Origin of the sequence: Pseudoalteromonas sp. Ld20 (assembly GCF_045064175.1) — a bacterium.
In the GTDB taxonomy this organism is placed as follows: domain Bacteria; phylum Pseudomonadota; class Gammaproteobacteria; order Enterobacterales; family Alteromonadaceae; genus Pseudoalteromonas; species Pseudoalteromonas neustonica.
Genome location: NZ_JBISHB010000033.1, coordinates 51,901 through 70,460, shown reverse-complemented (window position 1 = coordinate 70,460; position 18,560 = coordinate 51,901). Strand labels below are relative to the sequence as shown.

At 39.0% G+C, this 18,560-nt stretch carries 16 protein-coding genes; 4 read left to right on the top strand and 12 right to left on the bottom strand.

What is annotated here, in order from left to right; genetic code table 11:
- Positions 1-250 precede the first annotated feature (250 nt).
- Positions 251-775: a hypothetical protein gene (locus ACJJVX_RS08890; protein ID WP_342883210.1), complete on the bottom strand. Its 525-nt coding sequence runs from the start codon at positions 773-775 to the stop codon at positions 251-253.
- Between the two features lie 338 nt (positions 776-1,113).
- Between ACJJVX_RS08890 and ACJJVX_RS08885 the strand changes: the two genes are divergently transcribed.
- A complete protein-coding gene (locus ACJJVX_RS08885) occupies positions 1,114-2,136 on the top strand; it encodes a substrate-binding domain-containing protein (RefSeq protein WP_405631119.1) in 1,023 nt (340 codons plus the stop codon).
- 69 nt (positions 2,137-2,205) lie between these two features.
- Here the strand turns inward: ACJJVX_RS08885 and ACJJVX_RS08880 are convergent, their stop codons facing one another.
- Complete coding sequence (locus ACJJVX_RS08880; protein WP_054203430.1) at positions 2,206-3,201, bottom strand: GGDEF domain-containing protein; 996 nt, start codon at positions 3,199-3,201, stop codon at positions 2,206-2,208.
- A gap of 87 nt (positions 3,202-3,288) precedes the next feature.
- Here ACJJVX_RS08880 and ACJJVX_RS08875 point away from each other — a divergent pair, with 87 nt between their 5' ends.
- Positions 3,289-4,410, top strand: a complete 1,122-nt coding sequence (locus ACJJVX_RS08875) for a linear amide C-N hydrolase (protein WP_054453785.1) — start codon at positions 3,289-3,291, stop codon at positions 4,408-4,410.
- 409 nt (positions 4,411-4,819) lie between these two features.
- On the opposite strand, the gene ACJJVX_RS08870 is transcribed toward ACJJVX_RS08875, so the two are convergent.
- Entirely contained in the window at positions 4,820-5,815 is a 996-nt protein-coding gene (locus ACJJVX_RS08870) for a GGDEF domain-containing protein (protein ID WP_405631116.1), read from the bottom strand.
- Positions 5,816-5,880: 65 nt separating this feature from the next.
- Positions 5,881-6,648: an ABC transporter substrate-binding protein gene (locus ACJJVX_RS08865; protein ID WP_231658954.1), complete on the bottom strand. Its 768-nt coding sequence runs from the start codon at positions 6,646-6,648 to the stop codon at positions 5,881-5,883.
- A gap of 348 nt (positions 6,649-6,996) precedes the next feature.
- Here ACJJVX_RS08865 and gss point away from each other — a divergent pair, with 348 nt between their 5' ends.
- Positions 6,997-8,892: a bifunctional glutathionylspermidine amidase/synthase gene (gene gss / locus ACJJVX_RS08860; RefSeq protein WP_405631113.1), complete on the top strand. Its 1,896-nt coding sequence runs from the start codon at positions 6,997-6,999 to the stop codon at positions 8,890-8,892.
- A 69-nt stretch (positions 8,893-8,961) separates the two neighbouring features.
- On the opposite strand, the gene ACJJVX_RS08855 is transcribed toward gss, so the two are convergent.
- The 6 genes from ACJJVX_RS08855 to ACJJVX_RS08830 all read right to left on the bottom strand — a co-directional run bounded on the left by ACJJVX_RS08855 (position 8,962) and on the right by ACJJVX_RS08830 (position 16,388).
- Positions 8,962-10,482, bottom strand: coding sequence for a hypothetical protein (locus ACJJVX_RS08855; protein ID WP_405631112.1), 1,521 nt, complete (start codon positions 10,480-10,482; stop codon positions 8,962-8,964).
- The gene (locus ACJJVX_RS08850; RefSeq protein WP_054453778.1) at positions 10,482-11,387 is read right to left on the bottom strand and encodes an ABC transporter ATP-binding protein; all 906 of its coding nucleotides are present in this window, start codon (positions 11,385-11,387) and stop codon (positions 10,482-10,484) included. The genes ACJJVX_RS08855 and ACJJVX_RS08850 overlap by 1 nt, the downstream gene beginning before the upstream one ends.
- A gap of 214 nt (positions 11,388-11,601) precedes the next feature.
- Positions 11,602-12,822, bottom strand: coding sequence for a hypothetical protein (locus ACJJVX_RS08845; protein ID WP_405631109.1), 1,221 nt, complete (start codon positions 12,820-12,822; stop codon positions 11,602-11,604).
- The gene (locus ACJJVX_RS08840) at positions 12,797-14,209 is read right to left on the bottom strand and encodes an MBOAT family O-acyltransferase (RefSeq protein ID WP_405631108.1); all 1,413 of its coding nucleotides are present in this window, start codon (positions 14,207-14,209) and stop codon (positions 12,797-12,799) included. The genes ACJJVX_RS08845 and ACJJVX_RS08840 overlap by 26 nt, the downstream gene beginning before the upstream one ends.
- Positions 14,210-14,436: 227 nt before the next feature.
- Positions 14,437-15,981, bottom strand: coding sequence for a M56 family metallopeptidase (locus ACJJVX_RS08835; RefSeq protein WP_405631107.1), 1,545 nt, complete (start codon positions 15,979-15,981; stop codon positions 14,437-14,439).
- Between the two features lie 26 nt (positions 15,982-16,007).
- Entirely contained in the window at positions 16,008-16,388 is a 381-nt protein-coding gene (locus ACJJVX_RS08830) for a BlaI/MecI/CopY family transcriptional regulator (RefSeq protein ID WP_054203440.1), read from the bottom strand.
- A gap of 483 nt (positions 16,389-16,871) precedes the next feature.
- On the opposite strand from ACJJVX_RS08830, the gene ACJJVX_RS08825 reads away from it, so the two are divergent.
- Positions 16,872-17,651 (top strand): DUF2189 domain-containing protein, encoded by a 780-nt coding sequence (locus tag ACJJVX_RS08825; protein WP_054453771.1) that lies wholly within the window; start codon positions 16,872-16,874, stop codon positions 17,649-17,651.
- A 33-nt stretch (positions 17,652-17,684) separates the two neighbouring features.
- Here ACJJVX_RS08825 and ACJJVX_RS08820 read toward each other — a convergent pair whose 3' ends face one another.
- Together ACJJVX_RS08820 and ACJJVX_RS08815 are read right to left on the bottom strand one after the other, a co-directional pair.
- Positions 17,685-18,080, bottom strand: a complete 396-nt coding sequence (locus ACJJVX_RS08820; protein ID WP_054203442.1) for a DoxX-like family protein — start codon at positions 18,078-18,080, stop codon at positions 17,685-17,687.
- Positions 18,081-18,092: 12 nt separating this feature from the next.
- Entirely contained in the window at positions 18,093-18,554 is a 462-nt protein-coding gene (locus ACJJVX_RS08815; RefSeq protein WP_235575736.1) for a DUF2269 domain-containing protein, read from the bottom strand.
- Between the last annotated feature and the right edge of the window lie 6 nt (positions 18,555-18,560).

Below are 18,560 nucleotides of genomic sequence, written 5' to 3'. Positions count from 1 at the left end.
TTGTGCCCTTATGCAAAAATGTTATTAGAGCGTGTTGACCTTTGTGGATTGAAATTTGTTCAATCTAGGGGCGATTTAATCGCGGCGCGAGGTTTGCAATCGAGTGGGCTCGATAGCTGCTCCTGCGTTATTCTACTGGCTCACACCCATGTGAGAATAAGTAAAAACCGAGCAAAACACAGTTACCTCGCTTGATGACGGCCGCAACCACTATTTTTACAGCTTCACAATCCATAGCCCACTCTTTGTATTAGTTATTAATAACAGCTTTTAGCTTATTAAGTGCTGAAACTGAAAACCCACGGTCATAAAAATAAATAATTGTTCCATCGCTATCCAGTAGCACTACTCGAGTATTATTTGGGTTTTCGTTACCCGTGAAAGCTTGTACTGCATCTCCATCTTTATAAATTGTGATAACTCCACCCCACAATTCTTTTGGGATACCCTTTCTCATACCGTTATCTATCAGTGTGCTAAACATGCGCGGCGCCATACCTTGAATTGTTGGTAACTCATAAGTAGGTATTGTTACACCAGTCATATCAAGACCTATTAACCAGCGGTCAATATCAAACTGACTATCTTGTTTATAGCCTATCAATAGTAAACTAAGTTGTTCGTTAAAATCAGTGGGGATCGTTATCCGCTTCTGCTCTAAATTTTCACCGTTTACAATTGGGAACTGTTGACCACTCACGTCTTGGTTTGGGTATTGACTTGAGCAGCCAGTCAATACCATGAATACAAAAGTAATAATTAATAATCTAAACATATGCACGTCTCTTTTTGTTTATTATTTAACCTGTAATTTTAAGGCGTTTAAGTGATAATTTTTATACATATACGCTAAAGCAACAATAAAAGATTCATTATCCTTCAATCAACGTTGTGATTTGTAATACTTTGCTAAAATCGCATCAGCCAATTCATTGTGTATCAATCGCATAGGTATTATTCAAAGCAGTGACTAGCTGGCCGCTTTCTATTGTTACCTTACGACTTTAATAAAATGCTAAAACAGGTGATTATTGTGTTAAATAAATGCTACATTCAAACTTAGTTAATAGCACTTATAGCTTAAGATAATTTTTAAAGAGAGAGTATTTACTTATGCCACTGCGTTCATCTGTGCGTTTTAAACACATAAAAATTGCATTGTTGTTTTTAATTAGCTCGGTGTGTGTCACATTTACTCTACATGCCAAGGCACAAATTGTGATTGGTATCGTCGGGAAAACAAAAAATGACAGCTTTTATATACAATCATTTAAGGGTTGTCTAAAGTTTGCAGAATCAATGCCTGATGTTACCTGCGTATATGATGGCCCTGACGATTATCAAGATATTCGAACGCAATCACTCATTATTCAGGACTTAGTAAAAGATGAGATCGACGGTTTACTCTTAGCAACGACGGATTCGGATTACTTAGTAAGCAGGGTATTAAAGGATCTTGATAGACAAAATATCCCCGTGATCACTTTTGACTCAGATCTACTGCCTAAAGATCATCAATATAGGCTTGCGTATGTTGGTACAAACAATTTTGAGTTTGGTGTTGCACTTGGTAATCAAATTAAATTATTTGCGAAAGATTCTCCCCTAAATACCGTGTGTATTCAATCTGGCCATCAAACAACACCTAATCTCAATGAGCGGATCGCTGGTGTAAGATTTGCACTTTCAGGCAAAAGTGAGAAACGACTATCAGGTGAAAATGGTTGGGATGAATTTAGCCGCTGCCCTTTATACAGTTTAGGAAAAAGGGGGACTTCCTTGGAGCAGTTAAAAAACGTATTAAAAATGAAGCACCCCCCTCTTTTCTTGGCTGTTGCAGGGTTTGCTCAGTTCAACTCTGATTACATTAAATCAGTACAATCGCATAAAAGCAGGATAGAATCTGGTAATGTCGTCATTATTTCAGCAGATACTGAAGAGGTGCAGTTACGAGCTTTAAAGCAAGGTCTATCGCAATCTAATATTGGTCAAAACCCGTTTGAAATGGGTCGCTTAAGCGCAGAGTTAATGTACAACTTTATTGTGAATGATAAGAAACCTGAAAAGCCTTTCTACTACTTAGATTTTCACTATTGCACTAAGAGAAATGTAGATACTTGCACTAAAAATTATTAAACACTCAAACAGAAGACTTTTAAAATGAAACGTATTTTTACGTAAAAACAGCATCTAGATTGCAAATTATTATTTATAAACCACACAATTACGGCCTTTTTCTTTTGCTAAATAAAGATTTACATCTGCCGCTTTTAAAAGTTCAGAAAGACTAGAATCAGTTGATGTCGAAACACCAATACTCACTGTAACATGGATGTTATCTTTGCCATGGGTAACGTATTCGGCCGCTACTTTCGATCTAATTTCCTCAGCCTTAATAACAGCAAGTTCAGGTGTTACATTTTCCATTAAAATACAAAATTCTTCTCCTCCAATTCTAAATACACTATTTCGATTTGTAGCTGAGGTCAAGCCCTGCGCTATTTTCTTCAACACTTCATCACCAAATGGGTGACCGTATGAGTCATTAACATTTTTAAAATAATCAATATCCAAAAGCGCTAAACTAACTGGTTGGCTTTTATTTAATTGGGAGTACGTTTTGGTTAAACTAAGTCGATTAAAAGCCCCTGTTAACGGGTCTTTTAATGCTAGTGTACGCAGCGCTTTCTCTGAGTTTGCGCGTGATGTCTCATATGTATGAGAAATCCCCCAAACAAGAAGGTAACTAAAAGCAAAGTTCAATAACGGTGATGTGTAAAACGTCTCTGTTTTAAAATAGATAATAGTGATTTGAGCAACAAAGTAAAAACCACTTAAAACAATCCCAAAACGCTTACCTAATAAAAGATAAAACACAATCGGCAGAGCGAGCGCCCACATTAAAAGGTATGACATTAGTGGTGCCATATGTGCGCCACTTGCAATAAGCCCAACGAGTGAATACACATACAGCTGCTTTGACCAGTGCAAGCTGTCTGTTTTACTCGCGTTTAAATATAAACCAAGTGAAAAAAAGGCGTAAAGACATTGCATACCCCCATAGATAAAATGTTGGCCGATAAAGATATTAAGGAGCCCCAAACCCAAAGCGAGCAATAAAGTGACACTTGTCATACCCCTTATTACTTTAAGTCTGAGCCTTAACGTGTAATCAAGATCAAACGTATCCATAACAGCCATTTTTAACATTCTTTATAGTCATTGTATTAATAAAGTAATTAGATAACATAGGGACAAAACAATCCAGAAAATAATAGGATAACTTACATGTGTACGCGTATTTTTAACAGTCTAAACCCAGATTTTCCAGTAACAGCTAGAAATATGGATTGGTTTGCAGGCGTAAATGCTTTTTTATACACTTTTCCGGTCGGATTAAAACGTATCGGCTTCATACCTGAAGATACGGATCAATTTAAAGTACCCCAAAGGCAAATACTCAAGTGGAAATCTCATTACTCAAGTATTGCAACTGTAATGGGTGATAAACGAATGGGCACAGCTGATGGCATTAATTCGGCAGGCCTCGTGGTCAATGCTTTATACGATACAGGAGCAGATTACATACCTATACGCGCAGACAATAGTTCGCCTTTGCTGAATAAACGCCAAACTGAGCACTCCCCTCTTGAAGAAAGTAAAAAAGTATTAAGTGTGCTCAGCTGGGCGCAGTTCACACTCGATAAATTCGGATGTGTCAAAGCTGCTGCAAAGTACTTCAGAAAACAAAAAATTCAAATTGTAGAAGAGAATGTTCCTGATGGTTTAGGGAAATCAACCCCCGCAACACTTCACCTTTGTTTATCAGACAAAACCGGAAACTCCGCCATAATTGAAGTCAATAATAACGCATTCGTTGTGTATGAAAGCGAAAAATTTAGAGTTGCCACTAATGAACCTAATTACAAAACCCAACTAGAAATAAATCAGTATTGGCAGTACATGTGGGGCAAGGCTGAGACACCCAACTCTCGACCTCTTTACACCGTGCCTGGTGGCGTTTCTTCAACCCAAAACTTTGAGCGAGCTTCTTTTTACATATCACTTAGCGAACCCGTTAATTCAACAATAAAAGCCGTATCACAAACACGCTCAATGGTTGCAGCCTGCGCTGTACCACATGGATTTAATCCAAGAAGTGCAAGTATTAGCTCAAGCACTATTTGGTCAAACGTTAGTGATCAAGCAAGTGGCACCTATTATTTCTTAAATATGTGTAACATGGCACAAGTTTGGCTAGATTTTTCCACTGAAATTACAACATGTCAGCGAGTCCAAGTAATGACACTTGAAGGTGAAGAGCTTATTGAGCAGCCGCCTATTTTTGGCAACTTAAATGACAAATGCACAGTAACAAACGATCCATACGCAAGGGCTAAAAAAGCCTAGGGCGTGTTGACCTTTCGTAATTAATTTTGCAGCAGTCTATTTGGTAGTTAGGCAAGGCAGAGCCTATGGTGTGTGGTTGTTCCCCATAAATAGGCGAAACGCAGTATAAATGCCAAACATGCGTTACCCAAAGGGCTCTTCCTAGGGGCAATTAACTCTTTGTTACCTACACGGATGTAGGAAAGGGCCGTAAGAAGGGCGCACAAGCTTTGCTCGGTTTTTACTTATTCTCACATGGATGTGAGCCAGTAGAATAACGCAGGAGCAGTTATCGAGCCCACTCGATTGCAAACCTCGCGCCGCGATTAAATCCCCCCTAGCTTGAACGAATTTCAATCTACAAAGGTCACCCAGCATTAAATACACCATATATAACAAAGAGTTAACTACAACATCATTTCGTTCATGCTTAACACTGGCTACAGGCAACAACCTTATTACGCCCTCTATTTTTAGCTAAATATAAATTCGCATCGCACTGTTTTAACCAATCTTTCCTGTGTTTATTACAAACAAGTTCGCATACACCAATACTGACCGTTAATTCGCCCTCAGGAAGTAATTTACTCTTTTGCACATGGCTGCGTATCTGTTCTGCCGCTTGTATTGCTTGGTTTTCATCCGCACTGTGCAATAAAATTAGAAACTCTTCACCTCCTAAGCGAAATAATATATCGTTGCTGTTCGAGTTTGCTTTCATTATAGCTGCAAAGCCTTTTAAAACTTCATCACCTACGTCATGTCCATATTGATCATTTACCTTTTTAAAATGGTCAAGATCCAACATTAAAATTGACATAGGGGCTTTCTCGCATTGATTTATAAAGATGGCATTTTCTAAAGAGTCACTAAGTAAAAAGCGATTGTTTAGACCCGTTAATACATCTGTTATAGATAACCTATGTAGCTGAGCATGCTGTAGGGCGATTTCTTTAAGAGTTAAATAAGCAAAAATACTAATGCTAATTAACACAGCATAAAAACGCGCAAATACATCAGGTGATAAATTATACCAACCGAATGGCAAAATTATGGCTAAATAAACAATGTTCGCTAATCGCGCTAAATACAGCGGCAAAACAAAATAACAAGTTAAAACAGCTGGGTATGCCCAAAACGATGCTGTGACACCCCATACATTAATTGCAGCAAGTGAACAGCCTGCCATTATTGGCATCGTCGCAAATAAGTTTAATGGCAGGCTATAGGTCCCTTTAAAACACAATACGGCATTAAAAGTGCAAAATAAAATAGCAATAACCCCCAGAAAACCCATGCCATTTTTAATCACATAAAAATCATACACAGTAAAAGGGGCTATTGCTATTACACTAACGAGGGACACATTTAAGGCTGACTTCAAGAGAAATTCAGGGTCCTTAGAGGTATGATTTACTTTCTTCATCCGGGATATATCCTAATAAAAAATATGTACCCAAAAACTTAAATTCAGGAAGACAAACTTCATGCTTATTCTAAATTGTATTTTTTTAGAATTACTGCCAATTTCCCTGACTTTTTAATATTTAAAAATGCCTTTTCAAATTTTTTTATTTGTAACTTTGACACCGATGTTTTACTAAATGCAAAATAAACAGGCTCAGAATTAATTACAAATGGGCTAATTGTCACTTTCATAAAATCTGGATTGTTTTGCACTTGATAAACGATGTTATATTTTTCTTCTAAAAAGCCAGAAATACGCCCATGGCGTAACAAATCCAGTTTTAATTGGTTATCTGGTACGTAAATAAATCGCTCATCGGTATCTTGCTCTTCTATAAAACGTTTTTCAAATGTACTACCGTAGTAAGCACCACGTTGAATTGCTATTGGTGCATCAAGTTCAAATAAACTACTTACAGTATTTATGCTGTAAGAACGTTCTGCATTCATAGCAAATACAATATTCTCCTGCTTTTGAGGGCCTATAAAATAAGCAAAACGCATACGTTGCGCCGTTTTAGACACGCTAAGCATTAGGTCCACTTCGCCATTTTCGAGCATTTTTAATGAACGCCCCCAAGGAATACTTACAAAGCGATACTCACAGCCAGCCTCATCAAGCAATGCTTTTGCAAAATCAACATCAAGTCCATGCCAGGTTAAGTCTTCATTTTGATGCGATTGTGCGGCATAATTTTCAAAGCGAACAATAATCTGGCACGTGTTCTCAGCTGAATAACTTACATTACTAAACATCGCACAGGACAACACAGCAATAATTAAATACTTCACATAATATGCTCTCAAAGAAGCGATATGATAAGTTTAGTTTATTTAATCAGCATCGCCACTACATACTTTGCTATCTAGTTTATAATTGCTTAAATGTTTACTGGCCTAAAAAGCGACTTTTTAAGTGCTATTTAAGTGCTGTAAAAAACACGTATTAATTTTTATCATCCCTAAAAATTCGGATAATAAGAGACAACCAATTACCGCTTATTATTCCTAACAAAAAGCATTAAATTTTAAACTCTTTTAACTAAATAAAAAGTACTTGAAGGCTCTGTTTTTAACTTGCTATCAAACCAATACACTTCTATAGTCTGCAGATTATCACTCCCTAATTTTTGAACTGCTTTGTCTAAAAAATCTCACGTACCTGCTAGCCCTTTTGGAGAGCTATTAGGCTATGCACTTGGTAATGTTGCTGTTTATTCGTCTGACTACGACAGTGCTGATGAAACAGCCTACCCAAATAGGAATGCCTACAGAAGTTATCTCGATGGCATTTACATGGGCTATAAATGGCAATGTGTTGAATTTGCGCGCCGCTGGGTGTATCTCAATCACGGCTATATATTTGATGACATTGCAATGGCTTATGATATTTTTGAGCTACGCTCGGTGCGTGATATAAACAGCCAAACTAGACTTCCTTTGCATGCATTTCGTAATGGTGCAAAACACCACCCAACAGTGGGAAGTTTACTCATTTGGGAAGAAGGCGGAGAGTTTGAAGAAACAGGTCATGTTGCTGTTATAGTTGAAGTCCATACAGATAAAATTCGCCTAGCAGAACAAAATGTTGGCCATCAAGTATGGCCGCAGGGCCAGCAATGGTGCCGTGAGCTCAAAGCTAAAATCACACAGCAAGGTGACTACTGGATTGAGTGTTCTTACAGCGATGCCACTATTTTAGGCTGGATGACACAAACTGATCAGAGCGAATTTAGCGAGCCAACGCCTGAAGTAAGTACAGATCTATTTGCTATCAAACCTCAACATGCAACTGACTCTGGACAGGCCAAAAAGTCATGGCTTAACATTGCTAATGACGACGAAGCCGCCTACGTAGATATGATGCAAGGCCATAAACTAACTTCAGTAAGTGCAGATCAACATCATTACTTTGCTATATCAAATACTGCACAACAAACGATTGAACATGCCACCAATGAGTTACATGGCTTATTTATGCATGCTACAGATTATGTGTTGCAGCACCCTGAATTATTAAAAAAGTTTAATTTACCTGATGTCGTACTCAATAAAATTCGCCAATCATGGGATAATCGCTTAAACCAACTGATCACCAGCCGGTTTGATTTTGCACTCACACCTGCCGGATTAAAAGTATATGAATACAACTGTGACTCCGCGTCATGCTATATGGAAAGCGGTAAAATACAGGGTAAATGGGCTAAACATTTTGGTGTTAAAACAGGTGTTGATGCAGGCCATGATCTCTTTAAAGATTTAGTTAAAGCATGGCGAAAAAGTGAAGTAAAAGGCCTTATACATATTTTACAAGATGACGAACCAGAAGAGCATTATCACGCGTTATTTATGAAAGAAACTATTGAAGCTGCTGGTTTTGAATGCAAAGTAATTATTGGTTTAAAGAGTTTACGCTGGGATGATTCCGGCAATATAGTTGATGCTGATGGTGAAAAGCTCAACTTTGTCTGGAAAACATGGTCATGGGAAACTGCATTAGATCAAATTAGGCAAGAGTGTGAAGCAGATCAATCCCAAGGGGATGATTTTGAACCTCAGTGGCAAGCGGGTAAAGCGCCACGTTTAGTTGATGTACTGCTGCGTAAAAACGTCATGGTGTTTGAGCCACTTTGGACCTTGATCCCAAGTAATAAAGCGATTTTACCTGTGTTATGGAGCTTGTTTCCAAACCATCGGTTTTTACTCAATACTGCATTTGCTCTAAATGATGAATTATTACAAACAGGTTATGTAGTTAAACCGATCGTTGGCCGATGCGGTGCTAATATTCAACTCGTTGATGAACAACAGCAAGTCATAGAAAAAACCGTGGGTCATTTTGCCGCACAAGATCAAATATACCAGCAACTATTTGCACTGCCTAAAGTTGGTGACTACTTTGTACAGATATGTAGTTTTACCGCCGCAGGGAAATACGCAGGTGCTGGGGTACGCGTTGATAAAAGTATGATTATAAATGGCCAGAGCGATTGTATGGCACTACGTGTTAGTGATGATAGCCTTTATATCTCGTAAACAATTAAAGTTCGTAACCCTCAAGTACACAAAAGAGCATCAGGTAAAGTCCCCCTGATACTCTTTTAATTAACGGGTTCGTTTAATACTCATTGTTAATAGCAATAATCCACTAGCAATAGCCAAAAAGTAATAAGGCATTCCTGCATCCCAACTCGACTGACTGTTCACGCCTAAAAAGTCTAAATATAATCCAGCTTGCAGAGGCCCTATATACCAAATAACTAAAAACACGACTTCAAACATTCGCTTTGTTTGCGTAAATGCACCGCAAAAATAGGCTAATGAAACCATAAACGAAATAGCCACAAACAATTGTACCAGCAGCAACCACTCCGCCATTACTACGTACCGCGCAATACTACCTAAACACGCTAATGCTAACAGTCCCCAGCCAGCACTAAAACTCGCCATATTTTGCAATAATGGGGATTGCTTACTGTAAGCCATAATTTCAAAGGTATTTGTTTGCCTCTCTAGCTGCCCTAATGGTGATATAACCAATACACACCACAGCAATGAGATAGGTAAAAAAAGGCTCAATAACAGATCCTGATCAACAAAAGCTTGGCATATATTCAAAGTGACCAACCCGATGAACCACAGATTTGTTTGCCCTTTGAGCATTAACTTAAACTCTAATCGTAATAAACATGTAAAAGCGAATGACTTTGTTGCGCCAGCAAATAATCTATCGAGTATTCCTGTGACTTTTTCAATTACGCTGACTATTCGCCATGGCTTTTTAGCCTCTTTCAGTGAGCCATTACTGAAACGATCAAAAAATAAAAATGCTAAACTCAAACCTATTAAGCTGATCATCAACAAAGGCAGCATTCCTAAGAGGTGCACAACACTTGGCTCAAACCCATGCCAAACAAATGTGCTTACAGATTCACTCGCTGTTATGCCAACATTGGTGCCACCTTGCTCTGCTGGAAAACGCGCAGCAACCTCCATATCTAAACTTTCAAGCACCGCACCAATGCCTGACACTCCTGCAATGCTTTGCGTTATCGAGCCAATCCACAAGAAAAAATACGCCACATTACCAAAACCACCTTTGAGCCACGTTATCGACTCAAACAAAATAGCAATTGATGCAATTGCTAATAACAGCGGTAAAACAAACACTAATTGCGGCCAAACAAGTGCCCACATATCAATCTGGTAGCTTTCGCCATAATAAAGTTGGATCAATACACTACTGAGCAACATCGCCAATACAATTGAAAGTAAAATCAGTACATTTACTCCCCACTTAGCGAATAAAAAAGCCTGTTTGCTAATCGACGTTGCTGCAATAAGCTCACACGTTTTTGATTGCCTATCTAACTCAAGTGCATTTTTAACTAAGTAAAAACAAATAATGGGTAAGAACATGACATTCAGCATCGCTAAACATACGCCAATCCACGCGCTGTTATAAATCCCGCGGTAGCCATTAATAACCAAAGTTTGGTACTGCGCATCAGGGGATGGAAAATACAATAACGTTAATACAGACATAGCCAACAAGGTCACCATATAACTTTGTTGGCGTGTGCGTTGTTTAAAGTCAGCTACCATACATTGCCAAATCTGTTTCATTAACGAATCCTCACTGCGCTGTGAGATGCTGATTGCTCGCTGGTAAAATACAAGTAAGCATCCTCAAGTGATGCCGCCCGTTCCGTAGCTTTAGAGTCAGGGCAATGATCCGCAACAAGGTTTAATTCAAGCTTTCCTTCTTTTCGAATGCTGTGGCTAACAATATACTCATGCTGGATCTGTTTCAGCTCCGATGGTTCAACCGTTAGTGTCCAGCATTTATCAGCCACTTTTTGCTGTAATACATCTGCTGTTGCTGATTGGATAAGCGTGCCACCGCGCATAATTACAATGCGATCCGCAATCGATTCAACATCTGACACAATATGTGTAGAGAAGATAATGCAACGATCCGCCGCAAGCTCGGTCAATAACTGTCTAAAGTTGGCGCGTTCATGCGGATCAAGACCAACTGTCGGCTCGTCAATGATCAATAATTTAGGATCATTTAATAACGCCTGCGCAATTCCAATGCGTTGTTTCATACCGCCAGAGTAGCCTTTTAGCGGCTGATGCGCGGCGTGAGTTAAATTAAGTTTATTCAGTAAATCATCAATAACACTCTTGGCATGGGAACTTTCAAGCCCTTTAAGCCCTGCCATGTATTGCAAAAACTCAATACCCGACAGCTGTTCATACACGCCAAAATATTGAGGTAAATAGCCCAGCTCTTTGCGTAACAATTGTGGTGATTTAACAATATCTTGGCCTTGCCATAAAATGACACCTTGTGTTGGCTTAGTAATGGTAGCCAGAATTCTCATCAAACTAGATTTTCCTGCTCCATTAGGGCCTAACAAGGCTAAAATACCAGGTTCAACTTGCAACGATAATGTATTAATTGCGCATTTTGCATCTTTGCTTTTATTATATTGATGACGTAATGATTGAATATCTAATAGCATGAGTGTCTATTCCTAATTAAGTTACACTCATTCAGCAAATATTAAGCCATATAAATAGCAATTAATAATCAACAACTTAAATTTTAAAACTTTTAAATAAACAATATTGAATAACAACTCTCACCAAATAATGGCGAAAAGCATCAACGTGATAAGTTAGGATCTTTCTCACCCGCTGATGCATGTAACTTATTCAGCCTAACCACTGTAAAAACTAAAACAAACTTTGATACTGATCTATTAGATAATCTGTGTAAACAATATCGCCACGATAACGCGATAAATGCGTGGTATCACGGTACATTTGCGGGGTTATTTGCGGTATATTTTGATGGTTTTTCAGCTGAATACCAGTAGCTTGTTCTATTTGCGTAATTACCGCAGCTAAACGTTTTTCAGCCTCTGGTGTTGTTTTTATCCACTTGCTGTTTTTTGGCAGCATGATCACTTCAACGTTATCAGATACACGTTGAAAGTTTTTTACAATGTTAATAAAGTGATCAACTAATAATGGCTCAAAATGAAGCTGCTCTATATCGGCACTACTAATGCGACTGAGGCGGTCATTTCTCATTGCGTTATCGGTTTGCGTAACGCGGTAATAGTCGTTAAATATGGCTAATGTTTCTGCTGAACGCTCTTGTGGAATAGTCCCGCCACCTTGCCATTCATAGCTCCATTCTACCGGCTTATGATCAGGGTATTCTTCATCAAACTTCTGACCAAGCAATCGCCCTAAGCGACGACGTTGCGCAATAGTTTCATCATCATCTTTAAACGTTTGATGTGACTGAGGAGGAAACATCCCTCGGCCAAAAAAGCTGGTGATCATTTCAGCTGATATATTACCGCGCAAATACTTTATATTGAATAACCGTACGCCACGAGTAAGATCATTTTTTGCAATTTCCATTAACTCCTCGTCATTGGCAAGCAACGTTAAAAACGAGTCTAAAACTGGCGCAGCTCTATCCCAGCGTGTTTGCGTGGTTTGAAACGGATTAAACTCAATCATGGTTAGCTTTATTTTGCGATCTTCTTCGATAAATTCATCCGCAATACGCCGTGACAAAAAATCTTGAAAATATGGGTTTAGCCCACCAAAGCCATAATTAAACGATTTAACCTGCTTACCCCGCTGCGCTAAATCAGCATCAAATTTTCGCGGCGAAAACCCAGCTCGCGCCATTGATGAACCAAAAAACATCACAACATCGTTTGGTTCTTTCACTATTTGTGGCAAAGCCGCCCGTGACTCAGTGACCCTGCCTAATACGCCTTGTGAATTTGCCCCCATCCCATGCAAAATAAGATGAATACTGATAAGTGCGAAAGCCATACATAAGCCAATAACAAGAATCGACTTTCCATATAATTTTTGTGATGTCATTGTTGCTGTACCTTGATGATTAGAATTGGAAATAGATAAACTCATTACTTGGCTCCCCGATAAATAAACACACGCCTTGCCCTAACATCATTAACAGCCAAAATAGCCAGGGTTTATTTTCCAGCTTGTCAGCGCCCTTTATTACGTAAAAATCCATAATATGTACAAGTAGCATCCATACACTGGTCATTACAAAAATAGTCATTGCGTTGCTTCCTGCTGCTATTGTTGAATTAAATACATGTAAATTAGTAATAATATCTATGGCAGAAGTTAAGTCGTTGGCTGCAAAAAATACCCAACCTATAAGGACTAAATAAAACGTGATAGCCCACTTAATAAAAGTAACAAGCAGCGCGTTGGATTGATTAAAACGTGCAAATATTTTCAACCCTGCTAAATAGTGCGTGACAGTAATAATAGCGCCATGAAATGCGCCCCACGCAACAAAGGTCCACGCCGCACCATGCCATAAACCACCCAATAACATAGTTAAAAACACATTACGGGTACGGTTATTATTTCTGTTTCCACCTAATGAGATATATAAATAATCGCGTAACCATGTAGAGAGGGAGATATGCCAACGGCGCCAAAAATCAACCGGAGAAAGCGCAAAATAAGGCACTCTAAAGTTCAATGGAATACTAAAACCAAGTATCAGCGCAATACCAATTGCTATATCGGTATAGCCCGAAAAATCGCCATAGATTTGCCCTGCAAATGCCAGTACTCCAGTCCAAAGTTCAAGCGTGCTAATAGGGCCTTTTGCTTCAAAAGCATGTTGCGCTGGGATAGCTAATATATCAGCCCCCGTTTTCTTGATAAGCCCAACAGTGATCAGTAAAAAGCCATGTTTTACAGCAGTATATTTAGGTAATGCGATGGCGTGCATTTGTGGCAATATATGGCTTGCACGAAGAATAGGCCCTGCAACCAATTGAGGAAAAAACGATAACGCAGCAACAAATTCAACTAAGCCTTTACGTGGCTTCATGTCGCCACGATAAACATCAATGGTGTAACTTAAACTTTGAAAAGTATAAAAAGAAATACCAACGGGCAGCACCCAACCTAATGTTTCAATAGAGGCATTGTAACCAAGCGAAGATAACAACTCAGACACAGAGTTAAGTGCAAAATCGGCATATTTAAACACTGCAAGTAAACCTAAATTAAGCACCACAGATAAAATCACCCATTGTTTTTTACGTTGCAGCGTTGATGCTTTATAAATAGCTTGGGCAATAAAGTAATCGGCTACCCCACTGCCTACCAACAATGGAATAAAACTATAATTCCACGCGCCGTAAAACACTAAGCTACCAACTAAAATTAAGTACACTTTGGGTTTTTGTTTTAAAAACACAAACCCGTAAAACAAAATAAAAATGGCAAAAAACCAAAAGAATATGGGGGTATTAAAGATCATGGTGTCACCTTCGTTGTTATTTCTTGTGTGATATGTGTTCTTTAATAAGGAATATTTGGGTATAAACATACTATTTCCTTTATTTAGAACGAGTTTGGCTAACCCACTAAAAGTAGGGTGAAAATCAATCAACAATTAATTGAAGTAATTTAAATAAACGTGATGCAGGCTAAATAAAGCCAACCGACTTAAAGCACGCTAAGGTGGTAAGTGAAGTAAGATATAGATCATTCGCGTGCGCCATTAGCTATTAATAGCGCTTTAATTGACTCAGTACGCGCACGATTTAGAGGCGAGCGTCGCTGATAACCATCAGAAACCCCTGTCGTAACCGCTAAGTTAACATCAGCTCCGCGTGCAACTAGTAATTGGCTCATGTCGTAAAAACCAAAATACGCTGCATTGATAAGCGGTGTTTCATCTCGCGGCACAATTGCATTTATATCAGCGCCGTTATCTAACAATAGCGTTGCCAGTTCAATATTATTACTCATCGCAGCGACTATCAGCGGGTTACCATCACCACTTGATGACTGATTTACATCAGCGCCTAAGTCAATCAATGCCTGTGTCATTGCTTTGTTGTTTTGTTTCACCGCAATCATCAACGCAGTGCCATCGCCAATAACTGGCACGTTAATATCAACCCCATCATTTTTCAGTGCTTTAATTGCGCCAATGTCATTACGAGTAACGGCATCAATCAGTAAGGTACTTTCAAATTGCGGTAATAGTGAGTAATGTCGAGCATCAACGACGGTGTGTTTAATACTGACTTTAGGTGAAAAGGCCTGTGTAGCTTGAATTGTGGTGACTGTTAGCCCTGCACATACCAGCATAATAATCGTGATACGTGGCTTTTTAAATTGCTTGTTTTCTAAAACCGCGCCGATACGATAATTCAGCTCTTTTTTCTTACTAAATAGTCCCATTGCCAACACGCTCCGCTGCTCCATCACCATTAATTTTGCACAATCAATCAGTGACTGCGCGTATTGCTGCGTATTTTTAATTTCGTTCACTGCGCGTAAATCACACGCTATTTCACGCTCTACATGAATTTGCTTATTAAGCAGGCGGATCACTGGGCTCCACCAAAATAAGATAGCAATGATCTCCTGAAATAAGCCAAACCAGTTATCTTTACGTTTTATATGCGCGTTTTCGTGGAGCACTATCGCCAGTAATTGCTCATGCTTGAGTTGTTCAGTAATGCTTTTTGGAAGGATGATTTTAGGTTGCTTAAACCCAATAACCAAAGGCGAGGATACTTTGCTTGAAGTATAAACATCTGTATTAATATGGGCCGATAAGTGCGGCGCTTTTTCTATCGTAGAGCGAAGCAAGTTTCGTGTTTGTACATATGACGATAACACCGTAAATCCACGCCATATACTACCTATAAACCAAAGTAGGACACCAATACTGAGTAAAAAAGAGAAGTTAAATACAATCTCACTGGGTAAATGCCAGTTACTCTCCTGATCACTCATAGCGACTTTATTATCAGTTGCTGAAAAGCTATCTTCTATTTTTAAATCAACCGATTGCGCAACTGAATTTATAACGCTTGAAGTTTTATCTGCATCCATTGTGATCAAAGTGAAGGGGATGACTGTTGCGACAATAAATGCCGTCATCCATAACCAACTGCGCAGCTCCGCACTCGATGGTACACACTTATTAATCAACGCAATTCCCAATAAAAGGATAAAACCAATAATTAGGTGGTGAAATGCCAACGTTGTTAATAAAGTATATTCAATCATCATAGCCTTGGCGTCCTTATCTTGGTTTGTTAGTCTTTACTTTGGTCGACTTTACGTTGCAGCGCTTCTAGATCATCAAGGTCTATGTCGGTCTCTTGCATTAAGTGTTGCGCCAACACCTTGGGTGAGCCACCAAAAAACTTGTTTAACATTGAGGTTAATGCACTTTGTCGGGCCTCTTTTTGAGTGATTTTAGGGATATAAATAAACGCTTTACCCTCTTTTCTAAAATCAGCATAGCCTTTTTCAGCAAGGATCTTACACAGGGTTTGTGTTGTGGTGTAAGCCGTTTGCTTCTCTTTTGATAGTTCATCCGTTATGTCGCGCACAGATGCTTCACCATTTTTCCAAAGCACTTCCATAATACTTTGCTCACCATCGGTAAGCTGGTTTGATTTATTTCTAGCCATCGTATTTAACCCTTTCTTTTAATCTACTAATTAATTAGTTTTAAATACTATAGCGCGCATAATTCCATCTATCAACTAATTAATTAGTTTTTAAACAAGCGACCACTTAACAACCATTGAAGATGCTAGGGCGTGTTGACCTTTGTGGATTGAAATTTGTTCAATCTAGGGGCGATTTAATCGCGGCGCGAGGTTTGTAACCTAGCGGGCTAAGTCAAAACCGAGCAACAAAGAGTCAATCGCCCCTAGGAAGAACCCTTTGGGCAGCGCATGTTTGGCATTTATACTGCGTTATCGCCTATTTATGGGGAACAACCACACTGCATAGGCGCTGCCTTGCCTAAATACCAAACATACTGCTGCAAAATCAATCACGAAAGGTCAACACGCCCTAATAGCAAGCTACAAATAATTAGTTGATGATTTGTAAATAATACATCTATGTTCTAAACCTAAAGAGTACCTATCAAATGGAGCACTTTTATGCCGACAACAAATACGGTTGATAAAAACACAGAGTTTGCCCGCTGTTTGCAATGCAATAAGGTAAATACATTCGCTGCATTTCATTGGCTTGCTCTTGCGTTTAAAGATATGACGCGAGCACCAATACTGAGCTTAATTTACGGATTAATTTTTACTATTATTCCTTTAGCTATTGTTTACACCGCCGTATTTGCAGGAACTTATATTGTGATTATTCCTGCAACCGTCGCGTTTGCTCTAATTGGGCCTGCATTTGCTGTTGGCTTATATGATGTAGCATGGGAGCTTGAAAAAGGGCATAAACCCACACTTACACATTCGTTAAAATCAATGTTTAGGAATCCTGTTGGGGAATGGGGTTTTGCAATTTTGTTGATGGTTATTATGATTGTTTGGATGCGCCTTGCAGCCTTAGTACATGCACTTTACCCAAGCCATGCTAACCCTACCTTTGAAGAATTATCAGCATTTTTAACCTTAGGCTCCATTATTGGCGGGGTTTTGTTAGTCACTGTATTTGCAATTTCAGCGTTTACGCCGCAAATAATGATGGAAAGACGGGTCGATATTATGACCGCTGTCATGTCGTCCATGCACGCTGTTAAAACTAATTTCTCTGCAATGGTGGTGTGGTCTATCTGTATTTTTGTACTTGTGGCGCTGGGTTTTGCAACCGGAGCAACAGGGTTTATTGTGATTATGCCGCTACTTAGTTACGCCAGCTGGCATGGCTATATTGCGATAATCAAAACTAAAAAGGCCAGAGGGTATGAGTAAATAAATAGAGGGCGAGTCAACGCTAGCCCTTTGTTACTTAATTGTAATTTGACTTTTATTTTCACTAAATAAAAAACAGATCAAAACAACAATTGGAATATTCTTAGTAATTGGCCCAAACGGATGCAGCCAAAAGCTTGCATCTATCAACGTTAGCAGCGCAGTATAAGTAATGATTACCGCCACTTGAACAAGACAGCAAACTTGGGTTTTAAAAGATGTGACGAGCCAAAGCCCAAGTGCTATATCTAACATACCACCAGCGTAAATTGCAGCTTTAGCTGGTAGACCTACAATATTGGCGCCCGCAAGAATTTCATAGCCAACGTCAGGTGCAAAATATACGGAGGTTAAACCGGTAAAAATCCACAAAAATGCCAATGCGTATTTTGTAGCATACAGCAATGTTGCTTGCTTAAAGTTATACATACCCAAGCCACCTCACACAAGCGAAAATGGTTTAAACACCATTAACCAAAATATCCCTAAAATAGCGGCAAAAGCGGGAATTCCTAATAAAGTCCACGTTTTCATCAATGATTTAAACTCTGCTGTAACTTGATTTAACTCTACCGATAATTTAGCAAGCTCACGTAATTTGTATTGAATACGCAACACAGGCAACCAACACACACCTATAAAAGTAAATAACCCAACAACCCAATAAAACCAAGGGGCTGAAAACGAGTACCCTAACTTGCCCATCAACATTATGCCCGTGACAATTTGAATAATGACTGCTGGGGTTGTAAAAATCCAGTCTGCTAAAATAACGTGCTTAGCCGTAATATAAATAACCTGTGGATTGTTGGAACGATTTGCCATAAACATAAAAAAAGCAATACCGCCGCCAGTTCCCGTTACCACAACTGCAGCAAGAATATGAAGTAACTTTAAGAGCAAATAATA

Excerpts from the sequence above, each read along its gene's own strand:
- ACJJVX_RS08890 (WP_342883210.1), bottom strand. The coding sequence starts at position 775 with ATGTTTAGATTATTAATTATTACTTTTGTATTCATGGTATTGACTGGC.
- ACJJVX_RS08885 (WP_405631119.1), top strand. The coding sequence starts at position 1,114 with ATGCCACTGCGTTCATCTGTGCGTTTTAAACACATAAAAATTGCATTG.
- ACJJVX_RS08880 (WP_054203430.1), bottom strand. The coding sequence starts at position 3,201 with ATGGCTGTTATGGATACGTTTGATCTTGATTACACGTTAAGGCTCAGA.
- ACJJVX_RS08875 (WP_054453785.1), top strand. The coding sequence starts at position 3,289 with ATGTGTACGCGTATTTTTAACAGTCTAAACCCAGATTTTCCAGTAACA.
- ACJJVX_RS08870 (WP_405631116.1), bottom strand. The coding sequence starts at position 5,815 with ATGAAGAAAGTAAATCATACCTCTAAGGACCCTGAATTTCTCTTGAAG.
- ACJJVX_RS08855 (WP_405631112.1), bottom strand. The coding sequence starts at position 10,482 with ATGAAACAGATTTGGCAATGTATGGTAGCTGACTTTAAACAACGCACA.
- ACJJVX_RS08850 (WP_054453778.1), bottom strand. The coding sequence starts at position 11,387 with ATGCTATTAGATATTCAATCATTACGTCATCAATATAATAAAAGCAAA.
- ACJJVX_RS08845 (WP_405631109.1), bottom strand. The coding sequence starts at position 12,822 with ATGAGTTTATCTATTTCCAATTCTAATCATCAAGGTACAGCAACAATG.
- ACJJVX_RS08840 (WP_405631108.1), bottom strand. The coding sequence starts at position 14,209 with ATGATCTTTAATACCCCCATATTCTTTTGGTTTTTTGCCATTTTTATT.
- ACJJVX_RS08835 (WP_405631107.1), bottom strand. The coding sequence starts at position 15,981 with ATGATGATTGAATATACTTTATTAACAACGTTGGCATTTCACCACCTA.
- ACJJVX_RS08830 (WP_054203440.1), bottom strand. The coding sequence starts at position 16,388 with ATGGCTAGAAATAAATCAAACCAGCTTACCGATGGTGAGCAAAGTATT.
- ACJJVX_RS08825 (WP_054453771.1), top strand. The coding sequence starts at position 16,872 with ATGCCGACAACAAATACGGTTGATAAAAACACAGAGTTTGCCCGCTGT.
- ACJJVX_RS08820 (WP_054203442.1), bottom strand. The coding sequence starts at position 18,080 with ATGTATAACTTTAAGCAAGCAACATTGCTGTATGCTACAAAATACGCA.